Annotated in this window: 8 protein-coding genes; 3 read left to right on the forward strand and 5 right to left on the reverse strand. The window is 54.7% G+C overall.

Features of this window, described 5'->3' with window-relative positions; genetic code table 11:
- Nucleotides 1–117 precede the first annotated feature (117 nt).
- The gene (gene gtfA, locus HRH59_RS13750; protein ID WP_173501848.1) at nucleotides 118–1,614 is read left to right on the forward strand and encodes a sucrose phosphorylase; all 1,497 of its coding nucleotides are present in this window, start codon (nucleotides 118–120) and stop codon (nucleotides 1,612–1,614) included.
- On the opposite strand, the gene HRH59_RS13755 is transcribed toward gtfA, so the two are convergent.
- Nucleotides 1,611–2,633 (reverse strand): LacI family DNA-binding transcriptional regulator, encoded by a 1,023-nt coding sequence (locus HRH59_RS13755; RefSeq protein WP_231702505.1) that lies wholly within the window; start codon nucleotides 2,631–2,633, stop codon nucleotides 1,611–1,613. The genes gtfA and HRH59_RS13755 overlap by 4 nt on opposite strands.
- A 107-nt stretch (nucleotides 2,634–2,740) precedes the next feature.
- On the opposite strand from HRH59_RS13755, the gene HRH59_RS13760 reads away from it, so the two are divergent.
- Nucleotides 2,741–3,685, forward strand: coding sequence for a PfkB family carbohydrate kinase (locus HRH59_RS13760; RefSeq protein ID WP_173501849.1), 945 nt, complete (start codon nucleotides 2,741–2,743; stop codon nucleotides 3,683–3,685).
- A 65-nt stretch (nucleotides 3,686–3,750) separates the two neighbouring features.
- On the opposite strand, the gene fic is transcribed toward HRH59_RS13760, so the two are convergent.
- From fic to recC, 4 genes are all read right to left on the reverse strand, one after another.
- A complete protein-coding gene (gene fic / locus HRH59_RS13765; protein ID WP_269435458.1) occupies nucleotides 3,751–4,881 on the reverse strand; it encodes a protein adenylyltransferase Fic in 1,131 nt (376 codons plus the stop codon).
- Between the two features lie 161 nt (nucleotides 4,882–5,042).
- On the reverse strand, nucleotides 5,043–6,968 hold the full coding sequence (gene recD, locus HRH59_RS13770; RefSeq protein ID WP_173501850.1) for an exodeoxyribonuclease V subunit alpha: 1,926 nt from the start codon (nucleotides 6,966–6,968) through the stop codon (nucleotides 5,043–5,045).
- Entirely contained in the window at nucleotides 6,955–10,644 is a 3,690-nt protein-coding gene (recB, locus tag HRH59_RS13775) for an exodeoxyribonuclease V subunit beta (protein ID WP_173501851.1), read from the reverse strand. Before recB ends, recD begins: the two co-directional genes overlap by 14 nt.
- A complete protein-coding gene (recC, locus tag HRH59_RS13780) occupies nucleotides 10,641–14,042 on the reverse strand; it encodes an exodeoxyribonuclease V subunit gamma (protein WP_173501852.1) in 3,402 nt (1,133 codons plus the stop codon). The genes recB and recC overlap by 4 nt, the downstream gene beginning before the upstream one ends.
- Before the next feature lie 163 nt (nucleotides 14,043–14,205).
- On the opposite strand from recC, the gene HRH59_RS13785 reads away from it, so the two are divergent.
- Nucleotides 14,206–16,587, forward strand: a complete 2,382-nt coding sequence (locus HRH59_RS13785) for a fatty acid cis/trans isomerase (protein ID WP_173501853.1) — start codon at nucleotides 14,206–14,208, stop codon at nucleotides 16,585–16,587.
- Nucleotides 16,588–16,657 lie beyond the last annotated feature (70 nt).

The raw sequence follows: 16,657 nt of genomic DNA on the forward strand, positions 1-16,657 counted from the left end.
CTACGCTTTATCATTCAGACCGGTTTTATTATTGGCCGGGGGTTGACAAAGTCGTCCGTTGGCTTAAAGCTATATCTTAATCGTTTAAGAAGCAAATATTTTTTCAGGATTATTTTCATGACGCCTCAACAGAATGCCAACCAGATCCAGCTAATCACCTATATTGACCGGCTTAGCGGCGGTACTATCAAAGACTTACACACTATGCTGCAAGGGCCGCTGGCCGGCTTATTTGATGGCGTGCACTTGCTGCCGTTTTATCCGCCGATAGACGGCGAAGACGCCGGCTTTGACCCAACCGACCACACCGCGGTGGACAGCCGGCTGGGTAATTGGGCCGATATCCGCGCGCTGGCAGCAGACTACCCGGTGATGGCCGATATGATCGTTAACCATATGTCGGCGCAGTCGCCGCAGTTTGTTGATGTGCTGGAAAAAGGCGAAGCCTCACCCTACTGGCCGCTGTTTTTAACCCGCGATAAAGTCTTTGCCAAAGATGCCGCGGCAGAGCAACTTGCCGCCGTATACCGGCCACGGCCGACACCGTTTTTTACCGATATCGCCCTGAAAGATGGCCGTAAAATCCCGTTTTGGACCACCTTTACCGCCAACCAGATTGATATTGATGTTAGCTCTGCCGCCGGTAAAGCCTACCTGCAGGCCATCTTGGACCGCTTTACTGAAAACGGCGTGAAATATATCCGCCTGGATGCCGCCGGCTACGCCATTAAAAAAGCCGGTACCCGCTGCTTTATGCTGCCGGAAACCTTTGAATTTATTGCCGCCTTATCTGAGCAAGCCAAAGCACGCGGCATGCTGTGCCTGGTTGAAATTCACGGCTATCATCAAACCCAAATTGACATCGCTAAACGCTGCGACATGGTATACGACTTTGCCCTGCCGCCACTGGTGCTGCATACCTTGTTCAGCCGCAATGCCGATGCACTGAAGCACTGGCTGGATATCGCGCCACGCAACTGCATCACCGTACTGGATACCCATGATGGCATTGGTATTGTTGATGCCGCCGATTATCAGGGCCAGCCGGGCTTACTTACTGATCCAGAGCTGGACAGCCTGGTAGAAACCATTCACGCCAACAGCAAAGGCAGTTCAAAGCTGGCCACCGGCAATGCGGCCAACAATGTCGATTTGTATCAGGTGAATTGCAGTTTTTATGATGCGCTGGGCCAGAACGACCAACAGTATTTGCTGGCGCGCGCCATTCAGCTGTTTTGCCCGGGCATCAGCCAGATTTATTATGCCGGCTTACTGGCCATGCCCAACGATGTTGAGTTGTTACAACAAAGCCGCGTCGGCCGTGATATCGGCCGGCCTTATCTGAACACGGAAAAAGTCGCTGACGCACTGCAAAAACCGGTGGTACAAGCGTTATGTCAGTTGATTACTCTGCGGCGCAGCCTGCAGGCGTTTAACGGCGATTTCAGCCAGACACTGCATAACGGCAGCTATCAATTGCAGTGGCAGCATCAGGGCCATACTGCCGCTTTGGTTATCGACTTAGTCAGTCTGGAAGCAACCATGCACTGGCAACATGCCGGACAGGCCACCGAAAGCCTGGCGCTCAGTAACCTGTACCGCAGCGTCAACTAACTGCTTTCACCCAAGCGCAGTTCATACGGCAACTGCAGCGTGGTGTCGTCAGGGTTTAAAAACGCCCTGACGGCGGCCTCGCCCTTTTGATCGCTAAACTGCCACACCGAAGTTAATGTCGGATGATAGCGCAGCGTTTCCTCAATGCCGTCAAAGCCGACAACACGGATATCCTGCGGAATACGTAAGCCCAGTTGCAAAGCTTCGCGCATTGCACTTAAGCCAATCAGGTCGCTCATACACAACAATACTGTGGGCCTTGGGCTCATCGCCAGTACCGCCCGGGCCGCCTCACGGGCGTAGTTTTGGTTACTCTCGGGAATATGCCATAAATAATCAGCGGCTAAGGTTAAGCCACATTGCTGCATTGCCCTTTGGTAACCGTCTAAGCGGCGGTGCGCTATCGAACTTTGGTTGTCCCACATCGGTTTATCGCCCACCGGCTGGCTGCCGGCCGCATCAATTAAGCGCAAGCCCAACACGGCCACGGTATCTTTTGGCCGCAGTACCGCCATGGCGCTGTCAAACGCTGCTTGTTCGTTGTCGATGTTCACCGAAGGGCGGCCGGCTAAGTCAAAATCGACCGTCAACACCCGCTTACGCGAGTGGCGTAACTGTTCAATTAAGCCGGTATTGCGCGGTGCGCCGTAGCAAATAAAACCGTCGACAAAATCGCTGATCGCCTCCAGGTTAGTGGCCTGACCGGAAAACAGCAGCAAATGCAGCTGATGCCGTTCCAGCTCGCGGCTTACGCCTTGCAAAAACTGGCTGGCCACCGGATCGCTGACCATATATTCCAGCGAGTCAGACAAAATTACCGCCACGATGCCAGAGCTGCCTTTACGCAGCGACTGTGCCGCTTTGTTCGGGCCAAAATAGCCCAGCTCATGGCAGGCCTGCAGTATTTTCTGCCGCAGCGCCACCGACAACTGATCCGGCCGGTTAAAGGCGTTTGAGATGGTTGCCGTGGAGACACCCAGGGTTTTTGCCACGCTTTTAAGGGTTAGTTTACTCATCATGCCAGTGGTTTTTCACTATCTTCTTAATCAATTAAGTTATATGATTTTGCCATTAATGGCGACCGCTTTTCGCCGTATTTAACAATGTAACATTAAAGGAAGCCAGCATGCTTGCAGTTATTGGAGAGAATGTGGTTGATATGCTACCCGGCGCAGACGGCTTGTATCGCGCCTGCCTTGGCGGCTCACCGTTTAATGTTGCTATTGCGGCGGCGCGGCAAGCTATCGCAGTGTGCTATTTATCGCCATTATCACAAGATCATTTCGGCCAACAGTTTGCCCGCTATCTGGCCGACAACGGTGGCGTCTATGGCCCGGCGTTTTTCAGCAGCGCGCCCACGTCTGTTGCCATGGTTAGCATTAATGCGCAGCGCCAGCCGCAGTACAGCTTGTATCGTCAGGGTATCGCCGACCGAGATATCAGCGCGGTACAACAAATTGCCGCCTTACCCTCTGCCTGCAAACTGCTGCATTTAGGATCACTGGCGTTAGAGCCACAAGATGGTGAGCGCATAACGGCGGTGATAGCGGCGTGTCAGGCAAGACAAGTTAAACTGGCGGTAGATATTAACGTGCGCATTAACGCAGTAACCGATGTTGTGGCCTATCGTGCCCTGCTGTTACAGGTGATCGCACAAAGCCACTTTATTAAAGCCAGCGACGAAGACTTACAGCTGTTGTTTCCCGAGCTTAACCTTACTCAGGCACTTGGCGCACTGCGCGATTGTGCCCCACAGGCCTTGCTGGCGCTGACTGAAGGCGAAAAAGGCGCCAGCCTGTACTGGCAGCAGCACCACATCAGCCTGCCGGTTATTACCGCCACGCCCTTTGTTGACACTGTCGGCGCCGGCGATACCTTTTGGGCCAATTTACTGGCGGCGTTGTTAAAGCTTGGTCTGCCCACGGCAGCAGATATCAGCACAGCACAACTGACACAGTGCCTGCAGCGCGCCATGTTAGCCGCCAGTTTAAATATCGCCCAAGCCGGCTGTAACCCGCCACACTGCGCTGAGCTGGACGCCGCTTTATTGCAGCTGCACGCTACTAAGTAACAACCCGGGGCTGTTGCGGGCGATGCTGATATGTTCGGTTCAAAAAGCTTACGTTATAGCCGCGGCTAGTACGGACTGATGTCGTTATTGTCTTGCGTCATTAGCTGCATTAGTTTCGGGTGTACAAACAACTTCTCTTTACCAACGGAAAGCTCGCTTAGCACACCTATCTCGACTAACTGCTTTAAATAGACTGACGCCGTTTGTCGCTTAGCAATGCCATTGTCGACTAAAGTACTGATACGACAATAAGGTTGCTCAAAAATCAGTTGCACAAGCTCGTAACTGTAAATTTTAGGCAACTGCTGCTGAATATAGGCTGTCGTTAATTCAAGCAGAGCTTTGACCGCCGCAATTTTATCGCAAGTCCATAGCGCTGTTTGCTCGACCCCGGACAACATAAAGAGTAGCCACGCTTCCCAATTTTGTTCACGCGTCACCTGGTTCAACAATCGGTAGTAGTCTTGCTTATTTTGCACAATATAACGGCTTAAATATAAAATCGGCAATGTCAGCAGTTTTTGTTGCAGTAAATATAAAACATTCAAAATGCGTCCGGTTCGGCCATTACCGTCATAAAACGGGTGAATAGCTTCAAACTGATAATGACTAACAGCCATCTTGATTAAAGGATCAATATCGTCCACTGCATGTAAAAACTGTTCCCAATTAGCCAGTAAGTCACGGATGGTATTTTCTCCGGCAGGCGGAGTATAAATAACTTCAGCTGTCGCTTGATTAGCAATTACGGTTCCCGACATTCTGCGAATATCCATCTGACTATGCTTCAGGATACTGCATACTTCAATGGCGGTGGCGGTGCATAACGGTTTGTTTTTAAGCTGTATATAGCCCTGATAAAGTGCCGTTCTATAGCGCAGAGCTTCCTTGGTTGCCAGATCTGCTCCTGCATCCTCCAGCGCATACTGAAACAGCCGGTCAGTTGTGGTTACGATATTTTCAATTTCAGAACTGTCTTTCGCTTCCAAAAGGGGCAGTAAGTTAATTAACATGCCTTGGTTTGGTAACAGCACCCCAGCCTGCTTTAATTCAGCAAGCGCAGCACGGGCGGTGATACATGCCTTTAATACCCTTGTGGTTTCTAAAAGCTCAACCGCAGGAGGCAACAAGGGCAAATGGTTATGCGGCTGATTGGCGTTCCAGCTCATGTTCAAATACCTGAAAAATTTCGACATATACTGTGTATCCAGCAGTCTATGTCGATACTATCGACATAACAATATTATATGTCGATAATTTATACTTTTTTCGACATGTGAGCAGATGCCGCTGTTATTTGACTACCTCAGCGTAAATCCAGGCCGACAAAATCAGCCCACTGTTTCTGCTTCATATACTACAAACCACTACTGCGCGCGACGCGCCTTGCTATGGCCTGTTGCAACAGTGCCGGGTTGGCACACAGCAGGGTAAAGTGCTGTTTAGCGCGGGTAATGCCGGTGTATAACAGCTCGCGGCTTAAAATCGGGCTGTTATCCGGCGGTAACACCAGGCAGCAGTGGGTAAACTCTGAGCCCTGCGATTTATGCACCGTAATAGCAAAAGCGGTTTCGACTTCGGCTAAGCGGCTGGGTAGCACCCACTTTAGCGTGCCGTCAGACAGCTGAAACACTACCCGCAGCTGGTTAGTATCCGGGTCCTGTAGCGTAATACCGATATCACCGTTCATTAAGCCTAAGCTGTAGTTATTGCGCTGCATCATTACCGGCCGGCCGGCATACCAGTGCTGGCGCGCGTCAATTAAGCCGGCGCTGCTAAGCCATTGGCCAATTTGCAGGTTTAAGCCCTCGACGCCCCAGTCGCCGCTGCGCAGTGCGCACAGCAGTTGAAACTGACTGTAGCTGCCCAGCACAGCACCGGCCCACTGCTCCCGCTCGGTGTTTGGCTGTTGCATCAGCTGTAGATACTGCCGGTAGCCGGCCAGCACGGTGGCTTTTAACGCCAAAGGCGTATTGCCGGCCAACAGCGTGATATCGTCAAACCGGCTGAAGAGTGCCGGTGCATTGCTATCACCGGCATTTACAGCAGCAGCCAGCTGGCCAATGCCGGATTTACTATCAAAGCGATGGCTGTGGCGTAGCATCACCGTAGCCTGATTTAACACTGTGCCACTGCCCTGCCATTTTGCCAGTGGCAATTCACTGTAGGGCGTAAGCAAAGCCAGCGTATCGGCACTGTAGCCGCCCAAATCCGCACCGCGGCAGAGATCGCCCAGCACCGAGCCGGCTTCGACCGACGACAGCTGATCTTTATCACCGAGCAAAATAAGCTGCGCCTTTGCCGGCAAGGCACTTAACAGCGCCGCCATCATTTCTAAATCGACCATTGAGGCTTCATCTACCACCAGTACGTCCAACTGCAGCGGGTTGTCGCTGTGGTGTTTAAAGCTGCGCCGGTTAGGCAGCGCACCGAGTAAGCGGTGCAAGGTGGATACCTCAGTCGGTATAGCGGCTGTCAGCTCTGCCGGCAAGCGGCTAAGCGCACCGCTAATCGATTCTGTTAGCCGTACCGCGGCCTTACCGGTCGGTGCTGCCAGTTTAATCTGTAGTTTACCGGCCGCCCCCTGTTGCAGCAGCGCCAGCAGTTTTACTACTGTGGTGGTTTTGCCGGTGCCCGGGCCGCCGGTAATAATGGCAAAGCGCCGCTGCAGCGCCATGGCGCAGGCCAGTTTTTGCCAGTCAGGCTCAGTTTGCGCTGTGGCAGGAAATAAGCGGTTCAGCTGGCCGGCCACGTCGTCGGCAAGTGGTAATAGCGCGGCCACGCGCTGGCTTATTTGCTGCTTTACCAATTGCTCGGCCTGATACAGCCGGCGCAAATACAACCGGTTGTCGCTTAGCACCAAAGGCGCCGGGCCTGCGTCGCTGCTTAGCCAGCTACTGCCCTGCAGCGCCTGGCGATAATCGGCCATAACCATGCCAGTTAGCAGCTGTGATGGCCGGTCACTAAAGCGTTGTAAAAACTGGTTTTGTGGCGGCAAACTCAGCAGGCCGTCCGGGTCGTCGAGTAAATCCTGCAGCAAAATACAGCTGTGACCACGGCCATATTGATGACATAACAAGGCCGTTAATAACCATACCAGCGCATTGGGCTCAGCGGCTAACTGATGCAGCGTTTGCGGCAACTGTGCATCCAGCGCCCGCAGCCAGCGCCGTTCGGTCCAGCGCTGCAGCAATGCCTGCATCTGCGTCAAATCCTGCAGCAGCATGGCCTGCGCCGGCTTAGCAGGGGCGGCGAATAAATCACCTTGCTCATACTGTGACATTAACCACCTCCTCGCCGGCGAACAGCGCATCTAACTGCCACAACAGTTGAATATCGGCATCCAGCTGCAGCTGGCCTTGCCGGGGTGCGCGGATAAACCAGTACAGCGCACCGCCAATATACTGCTGTGGCGCGTCGACGTACCCGGGTTGGCGCAGCTTTAACAGCCGGTGTAATGCCAGTAAATACAGCGCGGCCTGCACGTCGTAACGCTTATCCAGCAGCGCTTGTTGCATCGCCGGCGCGCTGTAAGCGTTATCATCCGGCCCCAGCCAGTTTGATTTGTAATCCAGCACCCAGTAACGGCCATCGGCGCCTTGTAGGGTTAAATCGATAAAGCCTTTAAGCATGCCGTTTAAGGTATCACTCAGCAGTGGCGGGCGCAGTTGGCCGGGTAATATCGCTTTGGTTATCAGCGCATCAAGTTTTAACACGTTAACGTTAGCGCTCTGCAGCCAAAACTCCAGCTCAGAGCGCACCTGTGTCAGCTGATGTAGCGCCAGATCTGCGCCCGACAGCGGCGCTTGCAGCATCTGTTCTAACCAGGCTTGCAGCACATCTTGCCACTGCAGCCAGTTATGCTGGGCTAAACGCTGCGTCAGTAACGCAGTGATAAAGGCCGCATCCGTGTCGGCAAAGCCCTGTTGCTGCGCATCTTCCAGCAACTGGTGCAGGAAAGTACCAGGCACAGCGCCACGCGGAAAATCGTGCATAGATTGCAGCTGCTCGCTGTAGGCCGGCAGCTCGCTGGCTTCTTCCTGCAACAGCGCATCCAGCGCTGTATCGGCGGCCAGTAAGGCGCTGGCCGTTGCATCCGCTTTACTGCCGGTGCGCAGCGCAGAATAGCTGGCAATCCACCAGTGTTCGCGCTTTAACGGTGCCTTAAGTGTTAACGCGCTGGTGAGCTGTGCCGTATCTGCCGGCGCGGTTAATTTGCCATAGGCCGGCAATAGCTGTGCCTGCCATGGCAAGCGCGCCAGCACCTGTTGCAGCTCACTTAGTGTCGGCTGCTCAGCAATACCGAGTAAGTAGCCGAGCGCACTTTGTGACAGCTTACTGTGTTTGGCGCTGCCTTCGCTAAATAACCCCAGGCCCAGATAGCAGGCATACACCGGCCGGGTAAGCGCAACATACAGCAGGCGAATATCTTCCAGCAGGCGTTCACGTTCGGCGCTTTGCAGCGCGGCGTCGTCCGGGGTTAAATCCAGCACCATCTCTGTGCCGTTAAAATAGCGCTGCGGCTGGCCTTTTTTCACGCTTTTAAAACCGCAGATAAAGGGCAAAAACACCAGGTTATACTGCAGGCCCTTACTTTTATGGATAGTAACCACCTGCACCAGTTGCTGATCGCTCTCTAACCGTAGTTGCTGTTCGTCACTGCTTTTCGGGCTTTGCAATTGTTCGGCCAGCCAGCGTAATAAGCCGCTTTCACCATCACGCTGCTGGCTTTCGCTTTGCAGTAATTCGGCTAAATGCAGCACATTGGTTAAGCGGCGTTCGCCCTGCTCTTGTGCCAGCCATTTTGCCGGTAAGCTAAAGTAATGCAGCCAGCTGCTTAGCATGGCCAGCACGCCTTTTTGCCGCCAGATCTGACGAAACAGCCGCACCTGCTCGGTAAGCTGCTCCCACGCCTGTTCATCCGTTAACCAGTATTGTAGCTGCGCATCGGTGTTGGCCGACATCGGCAGCGCCAGCGCAGCACGCAGCAGGCTTTCATCCTCTACCTGTTGGCAGGCGCGCAGCCAGGTTAAAACGGCGCTGGCTTCTGCGCTTTGAAAAATCGAGTCGTTGTCTGATAAATACACCGAGCGCACATTGCGCGCACTAAGCTCGCGGCGCACCAGTGCGGCTTCGTTTCTGTCGCGCACCAAAATGGCGATATCGGCCGGTTGCAGGCGCTTAATGTCATCGTTGCTGGCAAAACCGGCCTGGCCTTGTTGTGCCTGCTGCAGCAGCCGGGCAATTTCATCGGCACAGGCCTGTGCCATCAGGCTTTGATAAGCGCCTTTTTTCAGCTCTGCCGGCTCTTGCGGCGCCAGATAATAATTTACTGCCGCCACCGCACTGCCAGCCACCAGCAGCTGCTCAGCTTTACCTTTGGCCTGCACCGGCAGAAATGGCAAAGGCGTGCTGTCAGCACTACCAAAGCCAAAGGCGCCCTGACGCTGTTCGGCCAGCAAAAACAGCTGGTTTACGCCATCGACCAGTGCGGTTGTCGAGCGAAAGTTAGTGCCCAGGCTATAGTGGCGGCCGGCGGTTAAACTGCGGGCATTTAGGTAAGTGTGCAAATCGGCGCCGCGAAAGCTGTAAATGGCTTGCTTGGGATCGCCCACCATAATCAGGCTGTTGTCGCTGCTGGCCACATCGGGATAAATGGCACGGAAAATGGCAAATTGCAGCGGATCGGTATCCTGAAACTCATCCACCATCGCCAGCGGATATTGCGCCCGAATACGCGCGGCCAGCACCTTACCGGCTTCGCCTTGCAGCGCCTGGTGCAGTTGCAACAACAGATCGTTAAAATCCAGCTGCGCCCGTGCCCGTTTATGCCGGGCAAATTCGTCTACCAGCCACAAGGCGGCATGCTGGCGCACCGCCAGCGCCAGCTCGGGTTTGGCTTCAAGCAGCGCCACCGTCTGGTCAAATAACGCAAACAACGGGTGGCTAACCAGTGGCTGGCCTTTTTTCTGGCCGCCGGCCAGCTTTTGGCCACTGAATTTTTGTACCATGGCAGCAAAATCGGCCTCACGGCTGTTTAGCCGTGCAGGTTCTGCCAGCATGCTTTGCCACCACTGACGCTCGGCGCCCCAGCTGGCGGCGCGGTATTTATTGCCGTTTAGCCAACCATTGGCAAAGGCGTCATCCAACAGGTGCAGGACGTCGGCCGTTAATGCGTGTTGTAACGCCCGGCAATGCGTATCCAGAGCGGCTTGCCACTGCAGCAGCGGCAGTGCCGCCTGTGCCGGGCTTAACGGCGCCGGCAGCGCGACACCGCCGGCATTAAAGCGCAAATTTGCTGCATCAGCATTTAGCCAGGGCCGCACATCGGCCAATAACGCCTCGGGCGAGCTGGCAACAGCACCCAATGCCTGCAATACGCCGGCATCCTCCAGCGGATACAAAAACCGTCGCCAGTAGTCGCACGCCAGGGTGTGCAGCAGTTGCTGGTTATCATCACTTAACGCTTCACCAAAGCGCATGCCGGAGTCGAATGCATGTTCGGCCAGCATACGCTGACACCAGCCATGAATAGTAAAAATGGCCGCTTCGTCCATCCATTCCGCCGCGCTGCTTAAACGCGATGCGCAAGCAGCAAACTGCGCCGGCGGCGTATCGTCCAATAAGCGCTGTAAAAAGTGATCGCTGCTGTTACCCAGACGAAAGGCTGCTGCAGCCTCTACCAGCCGGGCGCGGATCCGATCTCTCAGCTCAGCGGTGGCGGCGCGGGTAAAGGTAACCACTAAAATTTCCGGCGGCAGCAGCGGCCGGCTAAAGCCAGTGCCGGCATTTGTATTGACACTGGCAGTGCCATCATCCGGCGCATTGCCATGGCCCAGCACCAGACGCAAATACAGCGCCGCCAGGGTATAGGTTTTACCGGTACCGGCGCTGGCTTCAATTAAGCGGCTGCCTTGCAGCGGAAAACTCAGCGCATCTAACGCCTGTACCTGGCTCATGGGTTTGCGTCCTTATTCTGCTGCGCTATTGGTGCCTGTACCAGCGGGCCATAAATTTTTTGCGCCCAATCGGCAAAGCCGGCCTGCATCAGGCTGGCAAAATCCGGGTAGTAACGCTGTAATTCAGGTGCGCTTTGCAGCTCGCCGGCGAAGTTATAGCCACCTTCGAATAACTCGCGGCATTTGGCTTCATCAGCGGTTTGCACATAACAGAGCGCGGTTTTTGGCAGCAGCGGTAACGGCTGCTGCAAGCCTTGTTGCCAATATTCTACCAGCGCGGATAACTGCAACGCTGCCGTGTTCTGCGCTTGCGGCAGCAGCTGCACTGCATCATCCAGGCCAAACTGCCAGGTGCTGACAGCCTCACCCTGGGCATTGGCGGCCAGTTGCTGCAACCAGCTGCTGCGCAGCGTATGCCAACGCAGCTCGCCTTTATTGCAGATGGCGGTGGGCCGAAGCTGCAATAGCGCCTGCTGCCCGGCCGGACTTTGGTAGATATTGCTCAGGCTGTCGTTCAGGCTAATACCGGCCGGTTGCAACTTCAGCGTAAGGGGTGTGGCGCGCCGTTGCCAGTCAATGCCGCTGGCGCGGTAGCGGGCAAATACCACACTGGCCTCACGACCAATTTGTGCCCCGCTTAAGCTGCCAAACAGTGCCAGAGGCAGTTTGGCTTCGCGCGCCAGCTGAGCGATGGCATCAGCAACATCCAATTCCGGCTCTGCCAGTAATTGCTCAAGCAACTGCTGTTTCAGCTGATACAGCTCAAGCGCGTTTAATACGAAAGGCTCGGCATCTTCAACCGCTAACTCTGTTTGATAAAAACGGGTTTTAAAGCGTTGCTGTAAATAATGCCGACACGGATTAGCCAGAAAATCATCCAGCAGGCGCACGGTTAACAACGGTAGCTCGGCCGGCGTGGTGTTGCTGCCGGTTATCGCCGGCACGGCCTGATGCGCCGCCTGCCATTCATGGGCATAGGTGGCATAGTTGCCGTTAAAATACTGCCGCGAAAAGGGTTGCAGCGGGTAACTGTGGCACAAGGCCTCTGACGGCTTTTGCCCGGACGGATGCTGCCAGCCGGTGTCGACCAAGTCCATCACCTGGCTTAACAGCACGCTGGGTGGCAGCTCGCTGTTGTTACGGATATCACGGCCTACCCAGCTTAAATACAACGCATCACGTGCACTTAACAGCGCTTCTAAAAACAGGTAGCGGTCGTCATCACGGCGCGAGCGATCGCCGGGGCGATAGTCATTGGCCATTAAGTCAAAATCATCACGCATGCGCGAGCGCGGGTAATCGCCATCGTTTAATCCCAGCAGATAAATGCGCTTAAACGGGATGGCCCGCATCGGCATCAGGGTAGAAAACGTCAGGCTACCGGCTAAAAAGCGCTGGCTTAAACCACTGCTGCCGGCTTGCTCCAGCCAGGCGTCACGCAATACCGCCAGCGGTACCTCACCGCTAAAGTCACCACTGTGCGCCGCGCTAACCAATTGGGCTAAACCGGCGGTCAGCCGGGCATAAATCAGTTGGTCTTGCTCGTCAGTAAAATCGAACAAGCTATGCAGCAGGCCATTGTCGCTAAGCAGCAGTTGCTGCCAGTCGGTTAAGCTAAGCGCAGCACCATCAGCACCGTGCGCACTAAATTGCAGCTGCCAGCGCTTAAGCTGCTGAATAAACTGCAATACCGGGCCGAGTTCAGCCGCGGCCAGGCCAGCTACCTCAGCATAGGGCGCGCAGTCTTGCCATACCGCTTCATCGCCAATGGCAAAACCGAGCAACATACGTTCGATAGCAAACATCCAGCTGTAGCTGCTGCCGGGTGCGGCTAAATCCAGGCTGGCGCGCTGCTGCGCATCCAGGCCCCAGCGGGCGCCGGCTTCGGTCAGCCACAACCGCAGCTGCGGCAGCGCGCCGGGGTTGATGCCAAAGCGACGCTGTATGGCGGGCACATCCAGCAAGTCGCATACTTCGGTTAAGCTAAAACGCTGCGCGGGTAAATCCAGCAGGTATTCCAGCGCCAGCATTAACGGCTGGCTGCCACGCAGGTTCTGATCCGCCAGGCTATAGGGCAAAAAGCGCGCATCGTCAGCGGCCAGCCGGCCAAACACCGCGTGCACGTGGCTTTGATACTGGCTGATATCCGGCGTCATGATAATAACATCGCGTGGCTTTAAGCTTGGGTCATTGGCAAAGGCCGCGATCAGGTTGTCCTGCAAAATTTCGACTTCGCGCTGGCGGCTGTGTGCAATATGAAAGCTGACGCTGTTATCGTTGGCAGCCAGTTGCCGCATCGGCTGTGGCGTCGGGTTTAGCTCCAGAATATCCTGCTGCAGCTGCGCCAGTAAAGGCAGGCTGCTGACATCAGCGACTGGTTCCGGGAATAAATCTATCCGGCCGTTAAACCAGTGCCGATACTGCCCGCTTTGGTCAAACGCATCCAGCAGGCTGATATAATCGCGGCCCTGCTTACCCAAACTGGCCAGCAGCACCGGCGCATGCAAGTACAATGCATCAGCATCCAGCACCGCCGGTAAACCGGGTTTACGGCCATGGCGTTTTTGCGCTGCACGCACTTCATCTTTGGCCGCGGTAATATCGCCCCAAAAATGCCGGCACGGGTTAAGCACGGTGAGCAGCACCTGGCGCTGCGCGCCCAGCGCAGCCAACAACTCAACCGTTTGTTGCGGCAAGGACGACACGCCAAACACGACTATGCGATCGGGCAGTAAGTCCGGCCGCGCCAGTTTGCCCTGCTGCAGGGCCGCCAGTGCGGTGGTATGCACATCGGCACGGCTGGAAAACGCCAGCTCACCGACCACATTGGCTAACTGGCTTTGCAGCAAACGCCACAGCGCCGGTTGCCATAATTGATCATCCGGCACCTGCTGTTTTTTGCTGTTGGGTAAGGCGTCACTGCCACTGCGCCAGCTTTGCAGCCAGTCGGCACGATACACCTGATATTGGTCGAACAAATCGGCTAAGCGCAGCGCCAGCTGATAGCTTTTACGGCCATCGCTGTCATCCTGCAGATAACGTTGCAGCGGCGCATACACGCTATCGGTTAATTGCGGCAGCAAGCCCAGTAAGCGCCAGCTGAGGTTTATTTTGTCGTACGGCAGGCTTTTCGGGATGCTATCGCCCAATACTGCACGGTATAGCTGCCAGACAAACTGATTTGGCAGCTCAACGTTTAAACCAGCGGCAATACCGGGGTGGCCGTTGGCGGTTTCGGCCAGCGCCATTTTCAGCCACTGCGCTATACCGTTACTTTGCACCAGAATTTGCTCAGCACCCAAAACCGGAACCGGCTGCTTACTTAACCACTGCACTAACAACTCGCGCAGCGTTTCCAGCTGATTGGCGTGGATCACAACAAAACCGGGCTCTGGCATGCACTTTCTCTGACAAAACAACATGCCGGCAGGTTAGCACAGCGGCCCGGTTTTGAGAATGCGCAGCCGGCCGCTGTAGCGCAGCCGTTTTGCATCCGGCAGCGGATAACACTAGTATTGACCCATCAGGCTGGCAAAACAGCACAGCCACTGCGGAGAAAACATGGATTTTACAGCCAAGCCACGCAAAACAATGATGTTTATTTTAGTTCTGGTTTGTGCCGGTTGCGCCGCCCTGGCCAGCCTGGATTTAGACAAACAATATGGTAAAGCGGCAGCAACCAACCGCGCCGCGCCGGCCGGTGACAGCTTACTGAGCGATCATTACAGCAAGCATGTTAAGCCGGTTATTGAAGCCCGCTGTGTGGTATGCCACGCCTGCTATGACTCGCCCTGCCAGTTAAATATGTCCTCTGCTGACGGTATTGAACGCGGCGCGCATAAAGACAAAGTATACGATGGCGCCCGTTTATTGGCTGCTACCCCTAACCGGCTGTTTATTGATGCAATAAGCACGCAGCAATGGCGCGAACGCGGCTTTTTTCCGGTATTAAATGAGCGCTCACAAAACGCGCAGGCCAATACACAGGCTTCAGTACTGGCGCGCAGCCTGTTATTAAAGCAGCAACACCCGCTGCCGCAGGGTGATATTTTGCCCGAGGCATTCGACTTCAGTTTAAACCGCAGCCAAAGCTGCCCCACCATTGAAGAATTTGACCACTATGCGCAAAGCCAGCCCTATGCCGGTATGCCATATGGTTTACCCGGCTTAACCGACGACGAACACAACCTGCTGCTGAACTGGTTAAAGCAAGGCGCCGCTATGCCTGACGCCCCGGCACTGGCCGATGCTGAACTGGCGGAAGTGGCGAAACTGGAACAGTGGCTTAATGCCGACAACCTGAACATGCAGCTTAGTGCGCGCTATATTTACGAGCATTTATTTACCTCGCACTTGTACTTTAGTGCGCTGCATGCAGAGCACCAAACACCACAGTTTTATAACCTGGTGCGCTCAACAACGCCGCCCGGCAAACCGGTTGAGGTTATCGCCAGCCGCCGGCCGTTTGATGACCCTGGTGTAACACGCGTGTATTACCGCCTGCAGCCGGTGCTTTCCACTCTGGTGAATAAAACCCATCAGCCCTATGACATTAATGCCGACCTGCTGGCGAAATGGCAGCAATGGTTTGTTGATGCCGATTACAGCGTAAGCGAATTGCCGGGCTATCAGCCTGAAATAGCCGCTAATCCGCTAACTGCCTTTGTACAACTGCCGGTAAACACGCGTTATCGCTTTATGCTGGAACGGGCTGAAAACACCATTATGGGCTACATCAAAGGCCCGGTGTGCCGCGGTCAGGTGGCATTGAATGTGATAAACGATCATTTTTGGGTGTATTTTGTCGCACCGGAACTGGCAAGCAGTAATGAGGTAGAGGCGTTTTATTTATCGCAACAGGATAACCTGCGTTTGCCGGCCGAGAAAGAGAGCAGTACCCTGGCGCTTAGTTGGGTTGCCTTTGCCAAACGTCAGGGCAACTATGTCCGCGCCCGCAGTGCGTTTCTTAACAATGCCTTTAAAGATGGTCGCCATCTGACGCTGGATGGCATCTGGGCCGGCGATGGCGACAACACTAACGCCAGCCTTACCGTGTTCCGCCATTTTGATAATGCCACTGTGGTAAAAGGCTTACAGGGTCAGAGCCCGAAAACCGCCTGGGTAATAGATTATGCCCTGCTGGAGCGCATTCACTACCTGTTGGTAGCCGGTTTTGATGTCTACGGCAATTATGGCCATCAACTGATGACGCGGCTGTATATGGACTTCTTGCGCATGGAGGGCGAGTCTAACTTCCTTGCTCTGTTACCGCCCGACACACGCCGCAGTGAGTTTGCTGCCTGGTACCAAAAGTCCGGCACTGAGCTTACCGCCTTTATTCGTGATGATATTAATGCATTCGGGCAACCGACCGGTATCCGCTACAGCAGCGACAACCCCAAGGCTGAACTTTACCAACGGCTGCAACAGCATTTAGCCGGGGTGCAACCACAGCGTTATCAGTTAGCAAACAGCAAGCTGGCAGCCAACAGCAAAGCGCTGCTGGCGCAATTGCACAATATTACCGGCCAGGCCGCCTCTGTTCTGCCGGAAATGACCATGCTGATGGTAGAGCCGGCAAACGGCAAACCGGCAGAATTGTATACTCTGCTGCGCAACAGCGCCCATTACAACGTTAACAGCCTGTTTAGCGAGGCGGATAACCGCAACCCGGCGCAGGACAATATGACCCTGGTATATGGTCTGCTTGGCAGCTACCCCAACGCGTTTTGGCGGGTAAAAGAGGCCGATTTAGCCAAATTAGTGGCTCAGGCAGAGCAAATAAAAACTGAGCCGGACTATACCAAATTATTGGATAACTTTGGCGTACGGCGCACCGCCGCCGACTTTTGGGCCTTCAGCGACCAGCTAAATCAGCAATTTATGCGCCAGCAGCCGATAGACAGCGGCTGGCTGGACTACAACCGGCTGGAGAACCGCTAAGCTGGTTGATATTGCAATAAAGCTTTGCCAACAACTGAAATAGTAAAAATCCACCTCCATAGGAGGTGGC

Origin of the sequence: Rheinheimera lutimaris (assembly GCF_013283795.1) — a bacterium.
GTDB lineage: Bacteria > Pseudomonadota > Gammaproteobacteria > Enterobacterales > Alteromonadaceae > Alishewanella > Alishewanella lutimaris.